Here is a 23,321-nt window from a genome sequence, read left to right as displayed (position 1 = left end):
CGGGCCGCGTTCGATCGCCACCACGTTCAATCCGGCACCAGTCAGCTCATGCGCCAGGATGGAGCCAGTCCAGCCCAATCCGACAATCACCACATCAGTTGCCGGCAATTTGCGCGTCATATTCCCGATACTCCGGACGAAACGCGCCTTTGGCGCCTATTCGGGTCGGCCAGCAATGCCAACGGGTGGCAGCGGATAGCGCTCGTTGTGCCGCTCAACCCAGTCGCGGTAATCATAGCGCGCGCCGGGAAATCCGATCATCTTCCAACCGACCATGTCGCGGTTGCCGCCGTAAACTGGGTCAGCGAAGAACCCCTCCCGCGTGTTCTGCAGCAGATACTCGAAGAACGCGCGACTGCTGGTTCCTTCCAGTTGCACCTGATCTTTCTCCAGCGCGGAGAGAACCTTGTCCTTCTCATCGTCGGGAATCTGGGCGAACGGCTTTCCCGCGTAAGTGGCGCGACAATATTTATCCAATGCGGCCAGCGCCTGGCGATACCGCGCTGCCGGGGTCAACGGCGACTGATCTCCCTGCTCTGGCGTTCCGTCGGCGAAGGGCCCGTGCATGTAGAGCCCCTCGGCGCTGCCATAGGATCCCGCAAGTTGTCGGTCGATAAAGACCGCACAGCCGGCATCCTTGCCTCCCGGCGTCTGCGGGTCCGGCGGGATCAGCCGGTCGACGAGGGCCTCGACGGCAGCTCCTTCCTCCGGAGTGAAATACGCCCATGGCCCAGGCCGCACCGCTGTTGGTGGAGTGCCGGCACTTGGTCCCCACGGCAAACTGCCCTTGACGACTAGCGCGCGAGCAGAGGTCGCCGAAAACACCAAAGTCATGGCGGTGGTTATGAGTAATTCGCGACGGCGCACGCCGTGATTAGAGCGCGGCGAGCGGGGTATTCCCTCCCCGGCACTATCAGCACCGGGGGCCATCTTCCCGATACGGTTGGCGCTCAGCGAAATCTCTTTCGCGACCATAGTGCTCCCCTGGATCGTGAACTCGGAATTCCAAGGTGGCGCATCAAAAGACCAACATAGCACAGTCTAAACGGTTCTCAAGTCGGGTGAGTCCAGTTCAGCAATTCAGGCCGCGGCAGGCGTGGCTCTTTGGCTACCGTGCCCCGGGCTTGCCTGAAAGAGCTTGAGCGTGAACTGATCGCGTATTGCAATGCACATCCATGAAATGGAATCATCGAAGCGGTAGACTTGTTGCTCAAGCAAGAGAGATTTACGAGCGGGTTAAGCTGAAAGTACATCTGCATCAGCGTGACCGTTCAGGACGATCGCTCCAACTTGACTATGCGCGCGCCACTTCTGATCAAGACCGATAGGTGAAATTCCAATTGTTCTTCGTGCTACGTTGCGGTCCATTTTTTGCTTCCTCGTAAAAGCGTTTGACACGCCAACTTTAGCCTCGGGAAGCCCTTGTGCTTGCTCGTATGCGTATTCGCGTTGAACGATGTCGCACAAGATCAACATCATCAACTGCGACACCATCGCCCCGCTCCGATGCATCCGGCAGACTACGGCAACAGCGCACCACTATCCTCGACGTCCCGATTAAGCCACCACGCATCGAGGCAATCGGCCGCCCAAAGATTCGTTGTGTCAGTAGGGCAGCCAATGACCGTCCAAAATGGCAGGGCGAAGCCGCAAACGCGTCCGGTACCCTAGTTCGTATTTAGCAAGCTTCCGAGAGCGGCCCGGCTCCGCAGTCGCCCAAGTCCGCGGTCCCGATCCGCAGAGGGGCGGGTCTCTTTATCCGCCCGACTGCGGTGCTAGTGACCGCTCTGGAAGAACTATCCGAACCTGCTATACTGATCGTGCATCAAGAAGAGGCTGACGCCTCGCCGACCTGCCATCCCGGGCAAGGTGGTTTCCGCAAGGAGATGCGGCCAATTCGGCAACGATACGGGTCGCGCGGCCGTCAGCCTCCTCGCCAGTGCGACGGAGGCTATTTTTATGTCTGACATGTTTTTGGATCGCCCCGATAAGCACCAGGGCGCATTCGTCGATCCGTGGAGTCATCAGCCACAGCATCAAGGGGGATATTCCCGATCACGCGGTGTTTGCTGGAGCATGGCACCTAAACGTCGGAATCGACACTATTCACGAAGCTCTTTTTCTTGCACTTGATGACCGCGGTGACCGGCTGTGGTCGCTGACTACATCCACTGACAACTCCACGCGGGAGCGTCTAACCGCACGTGAGCGCGGCGATCGCGACTGGATCAAGCGGAAGATCAGTTGTGGCTGTGTGACCGGAGCGGCTCGCGCCGGAAGTCCGCGCGGAGCGGCGAGCATCCTAATGAACAGACTACTCCGCTCTCGCCTTCATTTTTCAGGCTCGGAGCCGCCCTACATGGCCGGCCTGCTGACAAGCCAAGAGATGGCGGGCATTGTTGATGCCTTCGAGCAGGAGTTAAGACGGAATACGATGGCGGCAGAAGTGGATCAGCATGGTAATGAGGCCACAATTATCACTGCGGCGCGAGACCTTCAGCTCCAATCTCCGACCTGCAGGCCACAACACGATCGCCTGGATTGCGGATTGTGCGCGCCGAAAGCATTTCATCGAGATATCTGCCTCTCGCAACCAATTTTATTGTGGTTACTGTAAGCGAGGCGGGGGACCGGCGAAGCTTCGCGCCTTTTGCGAAGAGATTAACAGTAGAGATGGCGTGGCATGACGATGAAGGATGATCAGAGAGCCGAGGCTGCGACTATCGACCGAAAGCGACTTACGTTTCGCTGATTATCGTCCGGGACGGCGGCGTCGCCTCGCCGAACTCCTCGCGTTCAACCAACAGCTTGAGGCCGAAGCTGCTGAAAGAAAGCAGGCGGCGAGTCAGGTGCGCCAGCTGCTTGGCGGAAGAGCTTATGGGATTTTTGAGAAGGCTATTTGGCTTTGCGATCGGCCCGGGGGCTCCGTTGACGTTTTTGTTCTGACCGCGCGCGCCTGCGCAAGCCTGCAATGACAGGGGAAATTGCGCCAAAACCGACCTTCATTGCCTTCTCCTCTATTGCCGACTGACATTTAATGTGAAATTAAATGATATATAAAAAATAAAGGTACAATAAGTTAATTACCGAACCTTCCCGGTCATATCAGGTTACTTCCTTTCCAAAGAAGGAGGGCGGCTGGTATGCGCGCTTCAACACGCAGTGCCAAAGAGCTTTGCGAGCAACTCGCGTCAGATACCGATGTGCTCGCACAAAAGATGTCGGATTTGCTTTCGCTTCGAAAATTCGTTGCTGACGCTGAAATCGTCGCCGCTTCGCATGGCAGCATACCGAGCGCGCCGCTAATGGGCCTTGATGGCCCGGCTACTGGCGGAAGGAGCTGGCGTTTGCCGCATCGAACTGTTCAATAGATCTCGCAATGTAATCAAATTGTCCAGCGTCATAACAATGCGAGCACGCACGACGCTTTCATGTTCAATCCGATCCGAATCGAATGGTGGACCTGCCTTTGGGCGAACGGCGCTCCGCACCGCCGGGAAATTTAACGAGTGGTAGCGCGGCAGTGGCATTCGATCAGACTGCGAGCCAAAAAGTGATCACACCCAGCAACGCAACAAGCAAAGCGCATTCGAGTTTGTGGTTGTAGGAACGGAGAACTCTGCTGTTCCATTTCATGTCAATTCTCCTTGGCTGAATTCCTAGCAGCGCGTAGCCGAAGCGTTGGGCCGGGCGTCGAACCGTTAGAAGGTCGACTACACCGGCTATCACCTATCGGTATGGGGCTGATACTGCGGCTTCTATCCGGGCTTGAGCACTGGAATTTATGTCGGAGCCCGCACTCCTGGCGAAGTCAGCCACTTATTAACGTGAGAGGCAGCATCTATCTGGCGGGCCTTCCGCAGAAGCTCGTCGCGACGAATGCCATGGGGCATGCCTTCGGCCTGTTTGCGCAGGCTGATCGCTTCTTGCGTTAGGCGGTATTCGAATGTGGATGATGACAACTTGAAACGTCGACGATGCGACATGCCACTACTCCCTGTTCGATTTGGCGGGAGCGTTACCGAACTCTCAGTCACCGATATGAGCCGGGGGCAGCGCGATGATGTAAGCGACTAGACGCCCTTTTCATCCGGGAGTCGACATAATTCGAGTCAGGCGCTGCGAATCGCCATGTCGGACGCCGAAGTAAGTAAAACAGGGCGCTATTCCCTTCAATCGGAGCCGCGTCCCGCGAAGTCTCATGGGCGCTCATCAACAGCATGTCGGCTTCCCAGACCTGCCACTCCCACTTCCGCGGGAAAAGAGCAATCAGCTTCACTTCAAGCAGGCGCATCGCGGGAAGTTGACCATACAGCGCGATATGCGCTCCCGACCGTCAACATTCCAGTGGTCAATGGCAGCCTTCATATCGCGTCTCGTCGGGTCGTTCACCTCTTCCGCCATTGCGCGACCGCCGAGCCTACGAGGCTGGCCGCGTGTTGATGCTTGCGAGCTCTCGACGCTCGTCATCCGATAACCGCCAGCCCTTGCATTGACTGCAAAGCTGCCTGAAGACGTCATACAGTTTGCTTCGCGCAACTTCGACAACTTCGGTGTCGTCAAACTCGCGGGAGTTCACAACGACTGGCAATGAAAAACGGATCTGACCGCTCTCGAACTGAAACACCAAGCGAACGTCCTCACCCCGTTCGTTGGGCGAAATCATCTCGATACGCGCGATCTTGATCTTGAACTTGTCCATCGCGTCACCTCGCTAGAGCCCCTGAATACCATTCTGGCGCATAACCGAAATGAGCTTTGACGACGGGTAGTGACCGGCCGGCGGGTCTCGCCCAGACCTAGCGGATTGCAGAGGTCCGCAGTCGGTGGTGTCCGTCTGCTGTCCTAAGCTAGCATTATCGGTGGCTTTTTGAACCAAGCGGGCGGCACGGTATTAAGACGTTCATGGCTGAGTCATTCGGTACCGAATTTACGATTGTTGAAGCAACGGGCGATGATGCGGTGACCCGCCCAAGCAGGCAACTTTGGGTAGTCGCAGCTAAACCGAGCCAAGCACTTACCCTGGTTCTGACGGCTGTCCCGGAAGGCTGGACAGCGGAGCTTGCGACAGGACACCTGACACGCCAGCAGTTGAAAGAGCTGCAAAACCTACATCTCAAGCCTGGCGAAGTGCACAAGCTGATGACGTAAAGGCCGGCCCTGGCCGGCGCATTTCGGCCGCGAGCCCGCGTTCCTTGCTAAGTAGGGAGCCAATAGACCGCCGGGAGTTAAACGACGCCACCCGTCCGCTGGTCGCATCCAACCGGATCGGGCGAGGGTGTTGCAATAACAAAACGGCCCCAGTGTGTTTGGGGCTGGGGCCGCCAACCTGGTGGTGACAGGTTTTCTTCCGGCCGGGGCTTAGGGGGCTGATAGCCGGAAGCCGAGACTCGACGATCACGGACCGATTTGGTTTGGTTCCTATCTAGCGAGACGCAGTGAACCGCCGATGCCGGGCTGCGCGCGGCGGCAAATCAACGACGAATGCGGCTGTGATGAAGGTAACTCGCGTGCCTGGCCGAAAGATATGGCTACCAGGAAACCTCTCGGTTTAAATTCGACATCACCAACTGAAGATCGATTGAGCTAAGAAAGTCGTGCAATGGCGGCGGTCCTATAAAGCCCATCCGACCGCCAGCATCCCAAACGACGACGGCGAAACCCTGCAGCCCCGCTGCATGCGCCCGCCGCTCCATCGCGATCAACTCTTGCGATTGAACAGATTGCGGCTGGCTATCGAACGAGCTTTCCACAGGGAAAATAATCAAGTCCTGCCCCTGCTCATGCAGATAGGCAACCTTGTAAGTGGGCATCGTTCTACCCTCAGGTTTGAGGGATGGTTTTAGCACTACTTCCGGCCATGAGAGCGGGGGCCGAAGCCTGGAGCGCTAAGACTCGACGCTGGCCGAAGGTCTTCGTTCCACGCGGACGCACGAGAGCCAAGTGTTCCCGTAGGTAGCGGGCGAGACGGGGATCCTCAACCTCCCTTGCAGGCGAAAAGAATCATGCAGCAGGTGAAGCCAAGCGCGTAGAGAAGGGGCACTGCCTGCCATAGCTCTATCACGGTGAGTTCCCTGCAAGCGTACCGATCTCGGCGTGCATAGCATGCTATTCCGGAGGCGACGATCGAAGACTCCGCTACCCTGTGGAAAGGGATCTAGGCTGATGTGAGTGGCTTGACAAAGCTCGGCGTTGGCGGGCTCGTGCGGCGCACAGCTACAAGACCCGAGCGTATTGGCGCGACGGCACCACCCCGTCAGTTCCCGGCGATGTACCGGATAGCCGTGAAGGCGCCGATCGCTACGAGTGCGGTCACAGAGAGGGACAACAAAAATCTCATAGCGACGTCCTACCGACCGGCTGCGGTTGGTGGAAGTGCGATCCAGAATGCGGAGAGGGCGCTGAATTTCTTAATGACTGACGATATCAACTCGTTCAATAGGCAAATCGGTAATCTCCTGATCAGGCTAAAGCGTCAGCTTGTACTGCTATCAAGCAAGAAGCTCACAGGTTTCTACTGCAACCCCATGTCGATGGGGTTGGATAAACTGAGCCATAGCACGCTGCGCAACCGGGAGCTTTGATTGATGATTAATGCACCCGTCCCCCGCCGCAATACTCATTTGGCGAATGTTCAAAGACGCCTGCTTGCAGCCCAGTATGTCTGTATGTCGACGGACAAACAGAGGTATTCCATCCAAAACCAAGCTGCCGCCATTGAGCTTACGCGCATGCGCACAGCCTAACTATCATCCGCACCTACTCGGACGAAGGAGAGAGTGGTCTAAGGATTACGAACAGATCCGACTGGCTAGCCTGATTGAGGATGTTCGGTCAGGGCAGGCCAACTTCGATCATCTTCTCGTCTAGGACGTTCACGAACGCGCTGAAGTATGCCTTTCCGGGCCACAAGCCGGGAAGCGTCCTCGTCTCTTTGTCGAAAGGAGACGGCATCGAACTATCGGCGTCCGATAACGGCGTCGGCCTTCAGGACAGCACCGATCCGGCTGGACTGGGTTCGCGCATCGTCCAGCTTCTCGCCCACCAACTCGATGGCGAAATCGCATAACGGTTGAATCCGGGTCTGCGCGTGCGGTTGCGGCGCATCCGCGTTAGCGTGACGTGGCTCCGTCCTTGGACGCACCGAGCCGATCAAGCAGAGATTTCAGGGACGGAGGAAGTTCCCTCTCGACGGGCATCCGCGGGCGCAGCGGCTCGCGATTTCCGCCGCGATGTCGATAGAGACCGGGTTCCTCATCGGACCGGGCTAGGCTTCTGCCAACATTCGAACATCGGATTGGTTGCGGTCTCCGGCCAATGTTCACTTTTGAACATTTCCACGGAACGAATCGCTAAGGTTGTACTTTCCGCTTGGGAGCTGAAATCCGAATAGCGCCTGTTGGGAAAGCAAGACGTGGCGGGACGAGAGTATCTGAACCGACAGGCGGCCACCCTGCTCAAGTTCGCGAAGACGACCACCGATCCGATGGTCGCCTTGGGCTTGGTCGAGAAGGCTGCTGATCTCAAGGAGCAGGCCGAGGATCCGCGGACCGACCGCGGCGACGAAGCGCCCGATGCTGCCGGCGACAGCTAATCCCCCAGGACTGCCGGCGGCGAAAGGACCCTCACGTGACCGAACCCGGCCGCATCAGGTCGAGGACGAATTTGCGATTCAGGCCCAGGCAGGATCGATCCCAACTTTCCGGTCGTCTACGTGAAGCGGCGACGCCGAGGTCTGGAAGTCGCAAGTCGTCTCGAACAGCGTTCGCCGGGCAACTGGTTACCGCAGTCTCGCAGCTTCTGAGCATGGCCGGGCCCGTGTGACGGCGGCCGGACGACTGAGCCGGAACTTCAGAGTAGCGTCAGGACCGCGACCACCACGACTAGGCCCGTCGCGGTCACGCACCAGCATGACAGTTCAAGGACCCGCATAATCTGCCCCGTTGAAGGGCCTGCCCGGTCGCGACCCTATACCCGGAACCCGGCATGCGGAACCGAAACTTTTCGGCGGCTTCACGTGTTCACGACGGGGGGCGCAGGACACGCGAGGCCTTGCCCATGAATCTCATGCCGTTAGGCGATGTGTTTCTCACGGTCGCGATCATGACCTTGGCCTTCCTGGGGGAGGTCGCCGTTTTCGCTCTCATCGGAATCTTATGAATCAAGCCCGTGCCTTGGCGCGAGCCTGGCGGGCGCACCTAGTCATCCTCGAAAGAACGCGGGAGCCGCGATGTCTACCGTCGCCTTGGCCACCCCCGGATTCCTACGGTCGCATCGATGCGTAATCGTTTACCATCCGCGATTATCTTCAGCCCATGGACGTCGAGTACGACCCCGAGCGCGAGGCGTTTGCGGCGATGAAGCTCGCCGCCGAAGCCGATGGAGCCGAACGGCAGAGCTGGATCAACGCCGCACTGGCGTGGATCGAACTCACTCGCCTGCGGGCGCCGGCTCGCCGCGAGTGCGACGTGACGGAAGAGGCGATTTGGGCGGTTTCGGACTGACACTCCGGATAGGATTCGCCGATCGAATCCAGAACATCGCGGACCTCGGCGACAGCCTCGACCGGAGAGACCCCGGCCGGCGAATCCCGACGTGCGATGTCGAAGGCCCGCTCGCGAGCATGGGGTCGGCGCGGTCCTGCATCCACCCGTGCTCCTCGCACGCGCGTATGGCGCCAGCCTCCTGCAGCACGCTGATCGCCCAGCCGCGCAGCGTCCTGATCGCGGGCCGCTTTTCCTAAACATCAGCATGAGATCGCTCCTGACGGGGGACGAATCCTTGCCGACCGTGCCCCGTTCCGGGCTGCTAACACAGACCAGGGATTCAAATTGCCGTAGCTCCGGCTTGTCCACCTGTTCCGCCGGCCTGTATACACGCTTAGGCGGCGAGCGGCGGATCTTCCTTCTCACCGGTTGCAACGATCTGGAGCGCACCATCCGGAAGCGGGCGCTGCAACGCCTCGGCCTCGTCCCAAGGCGCGCGCATCCAGACATCGTACTCCTCGGCGGTGGTCAGGATCACCGGCATCGCCTTTGGGATGGACGCGCTTGACCTCTGCGTTCGGATCGCAGGTCAGGAAGCCGAAGAGGTCGGCCGTGATCTCGCCTTCCTTGGCCTTGCGGACAGACGTCCAGTTGGTCCAGAGCCCGGCAAACGCGTGGAGCGGCCGGCGCTCGTCCGGCGCGAACCACACCGGCACTTTCTTGCCGTCGATTGTGTCGTATTCGGAAAATGACGTGAACGGCACCAGGCAGCGGTGCTCCGGACCGAGCCATCGCTTCCAATGCGCGCTGTTGATTTTGCGGATATTGGTGGTGCCGCTGTCAGGCTCCATCCTGAGCAATGCCTTGAAGTCGACGGTCTTGCCCTTGGCTTCGAGCTTTTGGGCGCGCTTTTTGGTGGCCTCGAAAAGAGCGCTCTGCGACGACGGCGTGCCCCACCGCGCCATGACGATCTCCCGCCCATCGGGCGCATTGCGGACGATGGGCGCAGGATAGTCCGGAAAGCTGCCCGGCATGACGGCAGGTTGCCGACACGGCTGTTAAGGGCCCCAAATAGGCGCCGGATCGCGTCGACGTTTTTCGTCATCGAATAGAGATTGCACAAAGTCACGTCACCGGAGCGGAGCGCTGTGTCAGTTGAAGAAGAGCCGCCATAGGACGCCGGCCAGCCTTAGCACATTTGCTGCACCGGAGGCGGCTAGCTAAATCGTGCACGAACGTGGTCGGCGGGTGAGGAAGGGCGGCCAGATCGATGTCGCGCCGTGTCTTGCAGCGGGAGCATTCGATCTCAAGCCAAGTGAAGCCGCCGTTGATTGCTTGATGGACGGTCGGCGAAGGGTCGATCGCTCACCATCCGCCCACATCCGTTCGTTCCAGCTGTCGCAGAGCAATCGGTCCGCTTGGCGGATAAGTGCGTTGCCTTTGCTGCGGGCTATCACGTATGACCCACTATTATGGTGGGCCTCCGGAAGGAGCCCTCCGCCGGTCAGGGCGGCCAGCTTTCCCTTGACCTCGACTTCGAAGCTTTCCCACGGGCCTTTCGGGTGGACGATGACGCTGTGCACAAGCGACCTGAAGTCGGCGACCAACGGGCCGCGGTCGTCCTCCGCGCTTGCATGGCTTGCTATCGTGTCGGCGAGCGCATTGACGGTCTCGATGTAGCGGTCCAGCGTTGCTGGATGCAGTGAGATGGGGGTAGGGGCCTCCTCGAGGGCAGCCAGTTCCGCCTCGACGCGCAACCGCTCCTGCTTCAGCTCGGCGATCCGTTGCTTGGCATCCTCCTCGGAAATCACGTACCTGATCACGAGATCAATGTTGCGCTGACGCTCGCCTTCGATCCGGTCACGTTTCGCCTCTAGCCGCAGGCGCTCCGAGGAGGCGTTCCCCGCAAGCCGCTCTCGCTCACTGTTGTAGTTGCGGACGTAGGTCTCGATCAGCCGTGGGTCCTTCAACTCCTCGACCATCCCACTGAGCACGAGTCTTTCGATGTCGCGCAGGTAGATGATCCTGCGATTCGAGCAACTGCCACTCTCGCGCACAGCTGAGCAACGAATCCTGGTCTTTCCGGTCTTGTCGCGGTCGTGAACTGACATGCCAGATCCGCAACAACCGCACCGAAGGAGACCCGACAGGAGATGCGGCGACCGCCGCTTCATGTGGCTGGCCAAATGCCCTTCTCAGCCTTCAAAGCGTGCGCCTGCTTCCACACGGACTGTTCGACGATCCGCAGTTGGGGCGCATCAATGCTCTGCCACTCCTCACGAGGGCTTTGGGCGAGACAGTCGTTTGCCTGTATCGGGGTCCTTCACCATCCGGACCTTGTTCCAGACAATACGGCCAGCATAGAGCTCATTGAAGATGAGCCCCGTCCCGCGCTTGGCATTGCCGTTGATCGTCGACGCATTCCATCGCCGACCTCGCGGTGGATGGATATTTTTCCCGATTGAGATCCTGCGCGATCTCTCGGGGGCCCCTCCCGCTGCATATGCTGCAAAGATCCGTCGGACGATCGTGGCTTCATCTTCAACGATTCGAGCTTGCCGGGTTTGCCGGCGCGCCCTCCCGTATGTCGGCCATCGCGTATCACGCCGGCCATGCCGCGGCGGACCTTCTTCGCGCCATCCTCGCGTTGCATCTGTCCGACGAGGCTCCGGATCCCAATCAATATCGAGTCCGCGGTGCCATCGTGGACGGCCTGGATCTCGATCCCCTGGAAAGACAACCTTTTGTGGATGCCGGCAAGATCCTCCATGTCGCGTGAGAGCCGGTCCAATGCCTCTACGATCGCAACTGCGAAACGATGCTGACGCGCAGCGTCCATAAGTTGCATCAAACCATCGCGGCCAAATACCGAGGCCCCAGAACGCGCCTTGTCTTCAAACGTAGCAACGACATCGAGTTGATGACGAGCTGCATAAGCGCGGCATAGAGCAATCTGATCTTCAGTCGATTTTTCGTTTTGAAGCTCGGTCGAGAACCGAGCATAGATCGCTGCGGGTTTCATCTCGAATACCAGTGCTGATGCGCTTGTCGCAAGCGGCATCAAGATGGTTTTTCATCAGGCGCTCACTATCGAAAAGATGAACGCGTCTTGTGTCGGCGATTGCAAGCGCTTCAACAAACTTGGTCAGATCAGGATCGATTTGCGCTGAGGCTGCGGACCGTGGTCCACGACTGTGCTCTTCTCTCGTCCTCGCGCGCGTCATCCTAGCAAGGTGCTGCGCACTGCTGAGAGAAAGCAGGGCGCTTAAGCGCCGATCGTGGAATTGGATATGATGGGGAATAAAACGGACAGACTCTCAGAAGATGATTTCTGGTGCGAAAGACCTATACTGCCTGCGATCACGTCAAGAACGTGCTGCGCCATCAGATGCTCGAACCTGCAACCAGACCGTTATGAGCGGGAGGATAAAGGACGCGTTCGTTGAATTTGCTACATCTTCGTCCGGGATCAAGCGCATCCGCTGCGATTTGATGCGGTCGTTCTGGTGCGAAACTGGTGCGGCGGACGGGCAAGGTCTGAAGGGCCGTGGTTCCCATGCTTGAACGCGCCGCCGTGCCGGTGCCTTTGCGCTGGGCTATCGCGGCCGGGCCGTAGCTCTGGACGGGAAAAACAACGGCGGAAAGAACGTGGACTGACTTCTACCGCCATCCGGGATGCCACGAGTGCAGCGCAGCGTGTTTATGCCGACGCTGGCCAGCAAAAACATGAGTCCGCCCTTTGCCGGGTCGTTTTTGCGAACGGCCGTATCGTTCTTTCAACTCTGGCCCCGTGGGGAAAAACATTCCCGTTTGGGCCGGGTATGCCAACTTGCTTTTGCAAGGGGCCAAACTATTCTCACTGGCTACCCGTCTCGGCCGCGCCAGGCGAGGCAGCCATGGCTGCAAAGACAGCCCGTAAAACAAGGATAGCTCGTAAAACGAAGACAGCCCGTAAAACGAAGGCTCAGGAGGAATTGCCATGACGATCAAGCAGATTGCATTGAGTCTGGCTATCGCGCTCGGCCTTGCGAGCGCTGCCGCCGCGCAGGAAGGCCCCAAGCTATACGTCTTTACGTCGGGTTCGCTGGGAGGCTTCCCGAAGGCAGCCCTGCAGATGGGTGGTCAAGGCAATATCGATTGGGCGCCCGTGAGCTTCTATGTGCTCAAGCATCCCAAGGGCAATGTCATCATCGATACCGGAAACAACGATAAGACGATTACCGATCCCGATGGCTGGTGGGGACCTCTTGCCAAGGGGTTCGGTCTCAAGATGACGAAGGACGATGCCATTCCCGCACAGCTTGAGAAGATCGGACTGAAGACTGACGACATCAAATATGTCGTGGTCGGCCACCTGCATCTCGACCATGGCGGGAATGTCAGTCAGTTTCCGAATGCGACCCTCGTTGCCCAGAACGACGAACTAAAGGCCGCCTGGTGGCCGGATGTCGGCTACTCGCTCTATTATGTTCCGGGCGACTTCGCTGACACCAAGAAGATGAACATTATCCGCCTCGAGGGTGACCTCGATCTGTTCGATGACGGTTCGGTACGCGTGATGCGGGCTCCCGGCCATACCCCCGGCAGTCAGTTCGTGACCGTCAAATTGCCTAAGACGGGCACCGTTATTCTGACCAGCGACGTGGTCTATCTGAAAGAGAACCTCGACAAGAACCTGATCCCGCCAATTCCCGGCACGTTCAATCCGAGCGATGCCTATCGCAGCTACCAGCGAGTTCGGCTGGTTCGCGACGCCAACAATGCCCAGATCTTCTACGGGCACGATCCGGAGGTTTTCAAGGCCACCAAGCACGCGCCAGAGTTCTATGATTGAGTCTTAAGCCGGTGCGGGGCGCTCTCTTGAGAGCCCGCGCCGGACCTCCCGGCGAGTCCCCGAAGCGGGGCTGTAGATTCATTTTTCCCGCGAACGGACTCGCCTGTTCGGGACGCTGCATGACCATCTCGGCAATCGACGCGGCGCCAAGTGATGCGTTGGTCCAGACGGATCACGCCCCAGCGATCTCCGCGTCCAATGTGAGCAAGCGATACGGGCCGGTATCGGCGGTGGAGGGGATCACGCTCGACATTCACGCCGGGGAAGTGTTTGGCTTGCTGGGTCCGAACGGCTCCGGCAAGACAACGTTTATGCGGCTGCTTGCGGGCTATCTCCTGCCATCCTCAGGCTGCTTGATGGTCGCAGGCCACGATGTCGTCGGCGATTCACTCGCGGCGCGGCGGCACATCGGCTATGTGCCGGAAGCAGCGCCGCTGTACCGGCAGATGCGGGTGGGAGAATTCCTGGCCTTCATGGCACGGCTGCGCGGCATGCCTGAGCGGAAAGTCAAAGGCGCCGTCGAACGCATCATCGATCGGCTCGGGCTGTCCGCTGTCGCCGACAAGCCGACCCGGGCCTTGTCCAGGGGCTATCGGCAGCGGGCTGCGCTCGCCCAGGCGTTGGTCCACGATCCGGACATCCTTATACTCGACGAGCCTAGCAATGGACTTGATCCATGCCAGATCATTGAGATGCGGCAGATGATCCGCTCGCTGGCCGGGCGCCACACGGTGCTGATAAGCTCCCACATTCTCAGCGAAGTCGAGAAGACCTGTGACCGGGTAGCGGTGCTGCTCAATGGGCGCCTCCTGGGCGTCCGCGCAATGGCAGATACCCCCGATCTCGAAGCCTGGTTCCTGTCGCTCACATGAGAACGCTGCGCATTCTCTTTGCCAAGGAGCTCAACGCGACGCTGACGTCGCCGATCGGCTACACGGTGACCGCGGTTTTCCTGCTCGTGCTCGGCTATACGTTCAGCCTGACCCTGTTTGCGACCAAGGTCGCCAACCTTCAATACATCTTTCACCAGATGTATGTGCTGTCGATCCTGCTAGTGCCGGTGCTGACCATGCGCAGCTTTGCCGAGGAGCGGCGGTCGGAGACGCTCGAGCTGCTATTGACTGCGCCGGTGCAGGAACTTTCGATCGTGCTGGCCAAATATGCCGCCACGCTGACACTCGTCCTCGGCATGTTTACGCTCTCGCTCGTATATGCGGTGATCCTCGATCGTTACGGCGAGCCCGACTGGGGACAAATCCATGCTGGCTATCTGGCGCTCGCGTTGCATGCCTCGCTCCTGGTTGCGGTCGGCCTGCTGATGTCAAGCATCACCGAAAACCAGGTCGTCGCGGCGGCGCTGTCGATCGGTATCTTCCTGATGCTCTGGTTTGCCGATTCCGTGTCCTATCTGCTATCGCCGCCATTCGACAGCCTCGCCCTCAACCTGTCCCTGATCGGACATTTCAAGCCGATGGTGTCAGGCTCGGTGTTCGTCTCGGACATCGGCTATTTCATCACCGCAAGCATGCTCGCGCTGTTTTTGACCACCTGGAGGCTTGCACAGCGATGATGCAGGCATCCGAGGCGATCAATATCGTCTGGTTTTTAGGCGTGATTGCCGCGCTTGCGCTATTGTTTGTGGCGGGCCTGAAGCTGCCGGTGCGGCTCGGCTATGCCAGCCGTGCTGTCTCCGCTGCCCTTGTGGTCGCCGTAGCCGTCGCCGTCGTGGTCCTCGCCAACGTTGCGCTGTTCCGTCACGACGCGCATCTCGATTTCACGCGCGAGAAGGCCTTCACGCCCTCTGCCGAAGCCGGTGAGGTGGTGCGCAGGCTCGCCGAACCGATCGACATTGCCTATTTCTATCAGAAGCAGAACCCCGGCGCGGTCGCCCTTGGCGCTATGCTGCGGCAGCTCGAACGGGATAACGGGAAGTTCCGTGTCCGCCTGATCGACGCCGACCAGAACCCCGCGCTCGCCTCCAGCTTCGGCGTGCGCACCTACAATACGGCCGTGTTGCGGTCGGGCGATCGCCGCATCGAAGTCGTGACGACAGACAATCGCGAGATCGCGCTCGGCGTGCTGCGTCTGTTGCGCAAGCGCGAGCTTGTAATCTGCTTTGCTGCCGGGAACGGCGAGTACGATATCGACAATTTCGAATTCCATACGCACTTCGAAGGCGTTCACAGCCATAGCCACGACGCCTCGGGGCTGGCCGTCGTGCAGATGGAACAACACGGGATTGGCCGGCTAAGACGCGCGATCGAGAAACTCGGCCTTGCCGTGCGCAAGATTTCTTTTGCGACCGGCCAGCCGATCCCCGACGATTGCGGCGCTGTCGTCGAAGCCAATCCGCGCACCCGCTATTCTCCCGGCGAGACCGAACTGATGCGCCGTTATCTGCAGCGGGGCGGCTCGGCGATCTTCCTGATCGAGCCCGACTATGAGCTTGATGACAGCCTTGCCGCGCTGCTCGTTACCGCCGGCGTCAAGGTTGGCAATGGCGTGATCGTCGATCCCAAGGAGCACTATTTTACTGACGAGCAGATGATCGCGGTATCGCATTATGGCGTCCATCCGGTCACTCGCGGACTGGCGCTGTCGTTCTATCCGGGCGCTCGCCCACTCGAAGCAGTGCCAACAACGAACATCAAGGTGACACCGCTGGCGGCCAGCAGTTCCGAGACTTATGTCATGGCCGATCGCCTCGGGAGCGATGCGGCGGCGGCCTCATCGCCGCGCGCATCAAGGATTATTGCCCTTGCCGCCGAGGGCCCACTAAGTGAAGCGGCCACCGCGCCGTTCCGCATGATCGTGGCGGGCGATGCCGATTTCATCTCCAACTCGTTCTTCCCGTATCTGGCCAATTCCGATGTCGTGCTCGCCGCACTCGCGTGGCTGACGCACGAGGAGCGAGCGCCGACCATGAAGCCGCCGGTGGAGGTGTTGCCGACGGTTTCGCTTACCGGTCGGCAGATGCGTGGCATCTTCATAGTCACGGTTCTGCTGATGCCGGGACTGATAGCCTTTGCCGGCGGCGCGATGTGGTGGTTGCGGCGATGACCCGTCTCATCTGGACCGTAGCCGCCCTCGGCGCCGCCAGCTTTCTGGTTGCGCTCGCATTGACCGGCGGCCGCGATGGTTCTGGGCTGGCACCGTTCACGCCGAAGGGCCTGATGACGATCCCGATCGAGGACGTTCGCGAGGTCGATGTGGAAACGCGGGAGGGGCATTGGCACTTTGTCCGGGCAGAGAACGGCTGGCACGCTACCGTGGGCACGACCACGGCTGGGTTCGCGGCGCGGCTCGACGGCGCGCTCACGCTGCTTCGCAATTCAGGGCCCGCGCGCGTGTTGGATGCCGACGAGATGGCAGGCAGCGACCCCGCGCAGTTCGGATTGGATCCTCCGCGGCTGCGTGTCGTGGTCAATGGCAGTGACGCTTCACAGTTTACTATCGCATTCGGCGCGACCAACGCAATCGGCCTGTCGCACTATACCAGGCGCGAGGGAAGCCACCAGATTGCGCTGCTTCCCGGCTTCGTCGGCGAGGCATGGGAGCGAGCGGGCAAAATGCCGTGAGGGCGCCATTTGCACAATGGACGGCATTCTGGCTTGCACTTGCGTGCTGCACCGATGCGTCGGCGCACGTGACCACCACAGGGCTGGTGCGCATCGAGCAGTCGGGCGACCGCCTTTCGTATTCACTTTCTATTGCGCTACCTGAAATACCGCAGGCGTCGGCGTCCATTGTGAGGGCCGCGGCCAGCGGCGACCGCCCGGCGGCCGAGGCGGTCGCCGAAGCTGCGCGCAGGAGCGTCACGATCGATCTCTCCGGCACACCCTGCCGCGCGGGCCGCGTACGCATCGGCGGTGCCGGCGCGAACGAGGCTCGCGCTAGGGTCGAGATCGACTTTTCCTGCGGCGCTGACCACGGCCGGCTCACTATCACCGAAGACTGGAGCAACTTACTCGGCGAACACTATCAAAGCCTCGGCAACATCCACACGTCCAACGGCGAGCGGCAGGTGGTCTTCGGTGAGACATCACGAACGTCGGGCATCGACGTTGATCGCCCCGTCGCGACGGGCTGGCTGGATCTTGTGGAGCTCGGCGTCGAGCACATTCTCACTGGCTACGACCATTTGCTGTTTCTACTCGCGCTACTCGCTATCACGCGCGGCTTCTGGTCGGTGGTGAAGATCGTAACCGCCTTCACGCTCGCCCACAGCGTGACGCTCACGCTGGCAGCGCTCGGCTTTGTCAGGGTCCCCGAACGCATCATTGAGCCGCTTATAGCCGCGACCATCATCTGGGTTGCGCTGGAAAACTTGCTCGCGGCAGCGCCGGATCGGCGGCGGTCGATGTGGAGCTTTGGATTCGGCCTCGTGCACGGACTTGCGTTTGCTTCTGTCCTTGGCGAGCTGGAACTGAAGGACGCAGCGTTGCTCCGCGGATTGGTCGGATTCAACGCAGGTGTCGAGATCGGCCAGCTTATCTTCGTGGTGATCGCGCTTCCGTTGCTGACGCTGATGTCGCAAGGGCGGGCCGCGCAGCTGACGTCGCGCCTTGCCTCTATTGCCGCCGCGGCGATCGGCACGTATTGGTTGCTAGAGCGAGTTCTTGTCGGTTGAATCTCGTGAGCAAACGGTATCCCTTGCAAGGGCCTTTAGCCCGCCACCCGGGCGATGTCCGCCTTGGCGGCAAATCGGACCTTAAAATGGTTCGTCTTCCTGGAGCAAAGCGCTCTGAAAGAAGCAAAGAGTGGCTGATCGAACCCTCAGTCAGAAAGGATGCAGCCTTTTCCTTCGACGATCGAGCCGAAGCTACGATCCAACATCAGACGCTCTGGTCGGGCAGGAGGTGCAGCACCGATACGGGGACAAGCTACGCTCCTAGAGGACATGCTTCGGCGCGAGCTGGCGCTAGCTGCGAAACCGTCGCCTGGTGCAACTTCACTTGCGCTGTCCTTCCCGTATGCTGGTGAATTCACGAGACGTGCTGCTTTGAACAACCGATCTGCCAACATGACGCGAGACGCTCTGCTGACCACCGGTTGACCACCGAAACTCCGTGAACAAACAGCGATAAAGGTAGTCAATCGCTACCGAACTTCATTGTTTTTGTTGATCTTTTGGTGTGCTACTTACGTTCGGGACGCGGGGTTCGTAGGCCGACCCCGACCTCCGATTATATCCACAAACGTTGCTCGTTGCTGGGCTTCGATTTTCATATTGCCCACGGATCGGCCGATCTGACTGCTCAGGCCGCGGCCTCAAATAGCAATTTGAGATGGTTGCAGGTCCAGGATTTGAACCTACCCGCGGACCATTTCTCGCCGGCGAAGGGATTGCATACGAACGGCGGCTCTTGACGAACTAGCAAGGCTCCACGTCTCGAGTTGCCGCGGCCTCGGATCGCTGGCATCAGAGAGTGCAAAATCGTGCAGGATCGTAGGCTCGCGTAGGAAAACGCAAAAAAAATAGCGGGGGTCCGCTACATGGCTAGACCCAATCTTTCCGAAGCGACTTGCGTTTGGCTGTCCGGCGGTAGAAGTCGGGTTTGAGTCTGACAACTGACTGTCTCGCGCCAATGAGCGGTGTCAGTGGCTTGCCGCTTCAGCTTTGGCCTGACAAGAAGACTTGTTAGCGGTCCGTCAGAAGTTCTGTGCGTCAAGTTCAGCAAAATTGATCATGGGGTCCGGCCAAGCCATCGTGTCCCTACCGCAAATCCAATCCGCTGGCAGTTGATCGAGAATCGGGCGATGCTGCTGCTCGATGTTTGATTTGTGCAAACTGATCGTCGGGACAGTGATCGATCTGCTGCGGTCGCGCGCAACGCTCGAGGCGGAGATTTTGGTGCTGAGGCAGCAAATCAATGTGCTGCGGCGCGGCAATCCCAAGAGACTTCGATTTGCGTCGATTGACCGGCTGATATTGGGAGGTATCTGCCGGCTGTTTCCCAAGATGCATGATACACTTGCAATTGTCCGACCCGATACCGTGATCCGCTGGCACCGCGCCGGTTTTAGGTTGGTTGGCGCAGAAAATCGCGCCACTGTTGCGGTCGACCAACGGTATCGTTGGAGATGCGCCGTCTGATCCGCGAGATGAGCATCGTCAATCCATTGTGGGGAGCACCGAGAATTCATGGCGAGCTTCTCAAGCCCGGCATCGATGTAGGCCAGACCAGCGTCGCCAAGTACATGGCACGGAGGAGGGGATCTCCCTCGCAGGGATGGAAGATGTTCCTTCGCAACCATGCTGACGTGATCGCTGCGATGGATCTTTTCGTGGTGCCGACGATCTCGTTCCGGTTGCTTTATGGATTGCTGATCATCGGCCATGGTCGGCGGCAGATCCTGTGGCTTGGAGTGACCGCGCACCCAACGGCCGAATGGATCGCCAATCAGTTGACGGAGGCGTGTGGCTGGGAGCAAATCCCTCGTTACCTGATCCGGGACCGCGACGGCGCCTACGGCGAGATATTCCTGCGGCGGGTTCGATCCATCGGGATTCGAGACCATCCGATGTCTCCTCGCTCACCTTGGCAAAACGCTTGTGCAGAACGGCTGATCGGTTCAATCCGCCGGGAATGCATTGATCATGTCGTGGTGTTCGGAGAGCGCCATCTGCGTCACGTGCTGCTCTCGTACATGAACTATTACAACGGCACGCGCACCCATTTGTCGTTGCATAAAGACGCGCCGATTTCACGCGCCGCCGAGACAGTTGGATGCATTCTCTGTCGCCCGATTCTGGGCGGACTGCACCACCAATATGCCCGGATTTGATTTGCGGTAGGCACAGGGGAATTAATGAGGCCCTTCGTTGAAGAGGCGGATCGTGGGCAATGGAACCTCGATGATTTCATTGACGAGAGCAACCCTGGCCGAAGCCGCGGTCAACCGCGATGTCGGTCACGGCCGTCAATTGCCAGATGTACGAGGTCTGACCGCTGTTCATTTTGAATGTGCTGCTCGGTGGTCCGAAGCGTAGCACCAGCGTGTCGACGTTTTGGCGATGTATTCTTGTCCAAGTCGAGCAACGACCTCTTGCCTCGAAGCGGCGCAGCCGCCCGAGACGGCGCATAGCGCGAGCCCCCACTTAACGCGCATAGTAACGAAATCTCCCCAGCGGGCGGCATCCAACAGCAATCAAGGCGCGAGAGCAAGAGCTTCGACAAGGAGCCCACCTAATTCCTTCGTTGTGGCCCGGCGGGTTAAGCGCGCACCGTTGCATCTCCTTGGTTCTCCGCCGCGAGCAGGATCGGGAGTGCTGCCGGTGGCCAGTGCTACTTCCTGCCATTGAACACAATCCCCTTGCACGATCGAGTGGACGGGAGTTGGATATGTGTTGTTTAGGGATTGGCGATCCGGAGCATCACCGCTGTCCAGGTCGGGAGCCTTGATCGATGATCAATGCACTCGTCGTTCGCCGGAATACCCAATTGGCAACCGTCCAAAAGCGCGCGCGGGCCGCTCAGTATGTCCGGATGTCGACAGACAAGCAGCGCTATTCCATCGAGAATCAGGCGGCTGTCATCGCGGCCTACGCACATGCCCACGACCTTACGATCGTTCGGACCTATGCCGACGAGGGAGAAAGCGGACTTCGGATTAAGAATAGACCGGGCTTGATTCAACTGATCGAGGATGTTCGCTCTGGCGAGACGGACTTTGGTCGCCTCCTGGTCTATGATGTCAGCCGATGGGGACGCTTTCAGGATATCGACGAGAGCGCCCACTATGAGTTTGTCTGCAAACAGGCGGGCATCAATGTCGCCTACTGCGCTGAGCAGTTCGACAACGATGGAAGTATGCTCTCGAGCATCGTCAAGAATTTGAAGAGAGTGATGGCGGCTGAATATAGTCGCGAATTGTCGGTCAAAGTTCATGCGGGAGCATGCCGGTTTTCGCGGCTAGGCTTTAAGGTAGGTGGTCGGCCTGGCTATGCGCTCGAGCGAGAGCTCGTGGACCAGAAGCTGCAGTCAAAGGGAATCCTGAAAGACGGAGATCGCAAATATCTCATCACAGACCATGTTCGGTTGCGGCCCGCCGCGGCGGACAAAGTAGCCGTCGTGAGGTGGATTTTTCAGAGATTCCTTCAGAGGAGATCCGAAACAGCAATCGCAAATGAACTCAATCGAAAAGATATACCCGTCAAAGCTGGTGTCGCTTGGGACCGAGAAATGATCGGTCGGGTGCTCAGAAACGAGAATTATGTCGGTAACATTGTCTACAATCGACAGTCCTCCAAGCTCGGAGAGAAGAAAGTAAACAACCCATTTGATCAGTGGGTCAGAAGCGAAGGGAGTATCGAGCCGATCATTGAGCTGGATGTGTTCCTCAAGGCCAAAAAGATTATTGAGGAGCGTCGCGTTGATCTGACCGAAACAGAGATGTTAACGCGTCTGCGCAAGACGCTTCTGAAAGAAGGGCGGCTCAGCCCGTGGGTCATCAATAGGACAGTAGGTCTTCCATGCTCCGCCACCTACATGGTGCATTTCGGGAGCCTTCGAAATGCCTATAGACTGATCGGCTATAAGTCAGAGCGCAACTTTGACTATCTCGATTCTCGGCAAGTGTGGGGCGATCTGATTGCAAAGCTTACTTCCCGTGTCGCTGACAAGATTTCTAGAGAGGGTTGGCGCATCGCTCGCGTCTATTCCATTGGCAGACAAGATGTCGCTACGCCGAACGCGTCCCTCAGTCTAGAGGGAGCGGCGAGCGTTACATTTCGAATTGCTCGATGGGTACCCGGGGAAAAGGAAACACATTCTCCGCATTGGCGTGTCGAATGGTTACGCCGCGTGCCTGCGGGCTGGCTCGTTGGGATCAGACTGTCCGAATACAACAAATCCGTTCTTGACTACGTGCTGCTACCGACACAGGGCCTCGGCAGGACGGTGTTGAGATTCTCGGAGCGATCTTGCGACCGGCGCAGGATAGCTCGCTTCCAAACTGCAGAAGCATTAGCGCGCGCTATCGCCCGGCGGATAGGCAGAACTTCGTCGGCCGGGTCACGACGGCCGAGCAGATCGCGGAAATCAGGCCGGTCCAAAAGTGGCCCTCGCTGAAGGGCGCCGCCAGGTAGTTGATATCAAGATGCTGACCAGCAATGCCTCGCGTGCCCTTGCAGTCGGAGCATGGGCAATCCGGGCCGACTTCTTCCGGAGCGAATTTGCCCCAGTTGCCATCGCCTCCGCATTCGAGACAGACGATCTCTCCAGCCCCACAACCGCGATCGATGACACGGCGCTCGGCGGCTGTGTTGCAGTTGCGCGCGCAATAGATCCGCATCATCTGCGCAATTTGACGGGAAGCCACAGTTCAGCAGCCTTCCTGGCGACATCGTCGACGTTGCAGGAACGGCATAGGAAACCGGCTGCCTCCTCGATCGTGCTGCCGTGCTCGAGAGAGGCCTTGAGATCGTCGATATCCATCTCGGTCCACTCGGGGCCGTCATAGATATCGACCCGCCGGCCGGCGTAAGCGGTTGCCAACGTTCTCGGCAGATGTAGCGGCAATAGCTGCCGAACTCGCTGCAATCAGGAGCTTTCGTCGGTCCATCACATATCCTCCCGTAGGCCCTTGAAGAATGGGTGCCGCACCTTGCCCTCGGCCGATTTCGCTCGATACTCGATCTCGGCCAGCAGCTTCGGTTCGACCCAGATGCCCTTATGCGCGATGCGCTTCGAGTAGGGTTGCGTCGTCCGGATCAGCGGCGCCAGGCGCTTCTGCAAGTCCGCGGCCGATGCCTTGTCGAAGCCGTGGTCAACCTTGCCGGCATAGACCAACTCGTCGCCTTTGCGCCGGCCGAGATAGATGCCGTCCCATTTGCCTTCGTCCAAGGCGAACCCAGCGATTGTCAGCGTCTCACGCCGGCGGCAAGTCACCTTCAACCACTCGGCGGCTTGGCCTGATGCGTAGCGGCTACTGCGCACTTTCGAAACCACGCCCTCAAGTCCGACCTTGCAGGCGTGCTCGTACATCTCGCGTCCGTT

25 protein-coding genes, 5 pseudogenes and 1 riboswitch are annotated in these 23,321 nt (G+C 59.1%); of the genes and pseudogenes, 16 read left to right on the top strand and 14 right to left on the bottom strand.

All coding sequences use genetic code 11. From position 1 onward, the window contains the following. From AC5ZG1_RS40835 to AC5ZG1_RS40825, 3 genes are all read right to left on the bottom strand, one after another. A partial coding sequence (locus AC5ZG1_RS40835) for an FAD-dependent monooxygenase (protein ID WP_496136243.1) occupies nt 1–120 on the bottom strand: 120 nt, incomplete at its 3' end. A 36-nt stretch (nt 121–156) separates the two neighbouring features. Then, entirely contained in the window at nt 157–975 is an 819-nt protein-coding gene (locus tag AC5ZG1_RS40830) for a gluconate 2-dehydrogenase subunit 3 family protein (RefSeq protein ID WP_456646296.1), read from the bottom strand. Nucleotides 976–1,236: 261 nt separating this feature from the next. After that, nucleotides 1,237–1,494, bottom strand: coding sequence for a hypothetical protein (locus tag AC5ZG1_RS40825; protein WP_496136241.1), 258 nt, complete (start codon nt 1,492–1,494; stop codon nt 1,237–1,239). 323 nt (nt 1,495–1,817) lie between these two features. Then, nucleotides 1,818–1,918: riboswitch (SAM-I-IV-variant riboswitch) on the top strand. Between the two features lie 441 nt (nt 1,919–2,359). On the opposite strand from AC5ZG1_RS40825, the gene AC5ZG1_RS40820 reads away from it, so the two are divergent. Next, nucleotides 2,360–2,617: a hypothetical protein gene (locus AC5ZG1_RS40820; RefSeq protein ID WP_456646295.1), complete on the top strand. Its 258-nt coding sequence runs from the start codon at nt 2,360–2,362 to the stop codon at nt 2,615–2,617. A gap of 121 nt (nt 2,618–2,738) precedes the next feature. Here AC5ZG1_RS40820 and AC5ZG1_RS40815 read toward each other — a convergent pair whose 3' ends face one another. Then, the gene (locus AC5ZG1_RS40815) at nt 2,739–2,993 is read right to left on the bottom strand and encodes a hypothetical protein (RefSeq protein ID WP_456646294.1); all 255 of its coding nucleotides are present in this window, start codon (nt 2,991–2,993) and stop codon (nt 2,739–2,741) included. A 150-nt stretch (nt 2,994–3,143) separates the two neighbouring features. Here AC5ZG1_RS40815 and AC5ZG1_RS40810 point away from each other — a divergent pair, with 150 nt between their 5' ends. After that, complete coding sequence (locus tag AC5ZG1_RS40810) at nt 3,144–3,371, top strand: hypothetical protein (protein ID WP_456646293.1); 228 nt, start codon at nt 3,144–3,146, stop codon at nt 3,369–3,371. Nucleotides 3,372–4,420: 1,049 nt separating this feature from the next. On the opposite strand, the gene AC5ZG1_RS40805 is transcribed toward AC5ZG1_RS40810, so the two are convergent. Further along, on the bottom strand, nt 4,421–4,702 hold the full coding sequence (locus tag AC5ZG1_RS40805; protein WP_456646292.1) for a hypothetical protein: 282 nt from the start codon (nt 4,700–4,702) through the stop codon (nt 4,421–4,423). A gap of 203 nt (nt 4,703–4,905) precedes the next feature. On the opposite strand from AC5ZG1_RS40805, the gene AC5ZG1_RS40800 reads away from it, so the two are divergent. Continuing rightward, complete coding sequence (locus AC5ZG1_RS40800) at nt 4,906–5,151, top strand: hypothetical protein (protein WP_456646291.1); 246 nt, start codon at nt 4,906–4,908, stop codon at nt 5,149–5,151. 380 nt (nt 5,152–5,531) lie between these two features. On the opposite strand, the gene AC5ZG1_RS40795 is transcribed toward AC5ZG1_RS40800, so the two are convergent. After that, a complete protein-coding gene (locus AC5ZG1_RS40795) occupies nt 5,532–5,813 on the bottom strand; it encodes a hypothetical protein (protein WP_456646290.1) in 282 nt (93 codons plus the stop codon). A 363-nt stretch (nt 5,814–6,176) separates the two neighbouring features. Here AC5ZG1_RS40795 and AC5ZG1_RS40790 point away from each other — a divergent pair, with 363 nt between their 5' ends. From AC5ZG1_RS40790 to AC5ZG1_RS40775, 4 genes are all read left to right on the top strand, one after another. After that, nucleotides 6,177–6,584 carry a hypothetical protein gene (locus AC5ZG1_RS40790; RefSeq protein WP_456646289.1) on the top strand — a complete coding sequence of 136 codons (408 nt, stop codon included), beginning with the start codon at nt 6,177–6,179 and terminating at the stop codon, nt 6,582–6,584. 236 nt (nt 6,585–6,820) lie between these two features. Then, nucleotides 6,821–7,069, top strand: a complete 249-nt coding sequence (locus tag AC5ZG1_RS40785) for a hypothetical protein (RefSeq protein WP_496136240.1) — start codon at nt 6,821–6,823, stop codon at nt 7,067–7,069. 345 nt (nt 7,070–7,414) lie between these two features. After that, entirely contained in the window at nt 7,415–7,594 is a 180-nt protein-coding gene (locus tag AC5ZG1_RS40780; RefSeq protein ID WP_456646287.1) for a hypothetical protein, read from the top strand. A gap of 721 nt (nt 7,595–8,315) precedes the next feature. After that, complete coding sequence (locus AC5ZG1_RS40775; protein WP_456646286.1) at nt 8,316–8,504, top strand: hypothetical protein; 189 nt, start codon at nt 8,316–8,318, stop codon at nt 8,502–8,504. Here the strand turns inward: AC5ZG1_RS40775 and AC5ZG1_RS40770 are convergent. The 6 genes and pseudogenes from AC5ZG1_RS40770 to AC5ZG1_RS40745 form a co-directional block, all read right to left on the bottom strand. Next, nucleotides 8,504–8,724, bottom strand: a pseudogene (locus AC5ZG1_RS40770) (hypothetical protein); the annotation flags it as partial. The gene AC5ZG1_RS40775 and the pseudogene AC5ZG1_RS40770 sit on opposite strands and share 1 nt — an antisense overlap. 156 nt (nt 8,725–8,880) lie before the next feature. Continuing rightward, a pseudogene (locus AC5ZG1_RS40765) lies at nt 8,881–9,609 on the bottom strand (SOS response-associated peptidase). Between the two features lie 2 nt (nt 9,610–9,611). After that, nucleotides 9,612–9,934, bottom strand: a pseudogene (locus AC5ZG1_RS40760) (hypothetical protein); the annotation flags it as partial. Between the two features lie 597 nt (nt 9,935–10,531). Beyond that, nucleotides 10,532–10,597: pseudogene (locus AC5ZG1_RS40755) on the bottom strand (hypothetical protein); the annotation flags it as partial. Between the two features lie 165 nt (nt 10,598–10,762). After that, nucleotides 10,763–11,002 (bottom strand): recombinase family protein, encoded by a 240-nt coding sequence (locus AC5ZG1_RS40750; RefSeq protein ID WP_496136242.1) that lies wholly within the window; start codon nt 11,000–11,002, stop codon nt 10,763–10,765. A 131-nt stretch (nt 11,003–11,133) separates the two neighbouring features. Next, nucleotides 11,134–11,508, bottom strand: a pseudogene (locus tag AC5ZG1_RS40745) (recombinase family protein); the annotation flags it as partial. Nucleotides 11,509–12,465: 957 nt separating this feature from the next. Between AC5ZG1_RS40745 and AC5ZG1_RS40740 the strand changes: the two are divergent. The 9 genes from AC5ZG1_RS40740 (at nt 12,466) to AC5ZG1_RS40700 (ending at nt 22,394) form a co-directional block, all read left to right on the top strand. Further along, on the top strand, nt 12,466–13,320 hold the full coding sequence (locus AC5ZG1_RS40740) for an N-acyl homoserine lactonase family protein (protein WP_456646379.1): 855 nt from the start codon (nt 12,466–12,468) through the stop codon (nt 13,318–13,320). Between the two features lie 119 nt (nt 13,321–13,439). After that, on the top strand, nt 13,440–14,192 hold the full coding sequence (locus tag AC5ZG1_RS40735; RefSeq protein ID WP_496136239.1) for an ABC transporter ATP-binding protein: 753 nt from the start codon (nt 13,440–13,442) through the stop codon (nt 14,190–14,192). Next, nucleotides 14,189–14,890: an ABC transporter permease gene (locus AC5ZG1_RS40730; protein ID WP_456646377.1), complete on the top strand. Its 702-nt coding sequence runs from the start codon at nt 14,189–14,191 to the stop codon at nt 14,888–14,890. The genes AC5ZG1_RS40735 and AC5ZG1_RS40730 overlap by 4 nt, the downstream gene beginning before the upstream one ends. Next, nucleotides 14,887–16,380 carry a GldG family protein gene (locus AC5ZG1_RS40725; RefSeq protein WP_496136238.1) on the top strand — a complete coding sequence of 498 codons (1,494 nt, stop codon included), beginning with the start codon at nt 14,887–14,889 and terminating at the stop codon, nt 16,378–16,380. Before AC5ZG1_RS40730 ends, AC5ZG1_RS40725 begins: the two co-directional genes overlap by 4 nt. After that, entirely contained in the window at nt 16,377–16,898 is a 522-nt protein-coding gene (locus AC5ZG1_RS40720) for a hypothetical protein (RefSeq protein ID WP_496136237.1), read from the top strand. The genes AC5ZG1_RS40725 and AC5ZG1_RS40720 overlap by 4 nt, the downstream gene beginning before the upstream one ends. Before the next feature lie 86 nt (nt 16,899–16,984). Beyond that, nucleotides 16,985–17,950 carry a HupE/UreJ family protein gene (locus tag AC5ZG1_RS40715; RefSeq protein WP_496136236.1) on the top strand — a complete coding sequence of 322 codons (966 nt, stop codon included), beginning with the start codon at nt 16,985–16,987 and terminating at the stop codon, nt 17,948–17,950. A 1,152-nt stretch (nt 17,951–19,102) separates the two neighbouring features. Further along, nucleotides 19,103–19,417 (top strand): hypothetical protein, encoded by a 315-nt coding sequence (locus AC5ZG1_RS40710; protein WP_496136235.1) that lies wholly within the window; start codon nt 19,103–19,105, stop codon nt 19,415–19,417. Next, nucleotides 19,405–20,109: an integrase core domain-containing protein gene (locus AC5ZG1_RS40705; protein WP_496136234.1), complete on the top strand. Its 705-nt coding sequence runs from the start codon at nt 19,405–19,407 to the stop codon at nt 20,107–20,109. Before AC5ZG1_RS40710 ends, AC5ZG1_RS40705 begins: the two co-directional genes overlap by 13 nt. Before the next feature lie 620 nt (nt 20,110–20,729). Then, nucleotides 20,730–22,394 (top strand): recombinase family protein, encoded by a 1,665-nt coding sequence (locus AC5ZG1_RS40700; RefSeq protein ID WP_496136233.1) that lies wholly within the window; start codon nt 20,730–20,732, stop codon nt 22,392–22,394. 222 nt (nt 22,395–22,616) lie between these two features. Here the strand turns inward: AC5ZG1_RS40700 and AC5ZG1_RS40695 are convergent, their stop codons facing one another. Together AC5ZG1_RS40695 and AC5ZG1_RS40690 are read right to left on the bottom strand one after the other, a co-directional pair. Next, nucleotides 22,617–22,865 carry a hypothetical protein gene (locus tag AC5ZG1_RS40695; protein WP_456646370.1) on the bottom strand — a complete coding sequence of 83 codons (249 nt, stop codon included), beginning with the start codon at nt 22,863–22,865 and terminating at the stop codon, nt 22,617–22,619. Nucleotides 22,866–22,886: 21 nt separating this feature from the next. Next, on the bottom strand, nt 22,887–23,321 hold a 435-nt coding region (locus AC5ZG1_RS40690), incomplete at its 5' end, for an ATP dependent DNA ligase (protein ID WP_496136232.1).

This window comes from Bradyrhizobium sp. Leo78, assembly GCF_059512425.1.
This window is presented reverse-complemented; position numbering and strand designations above follow the sequence as displayed.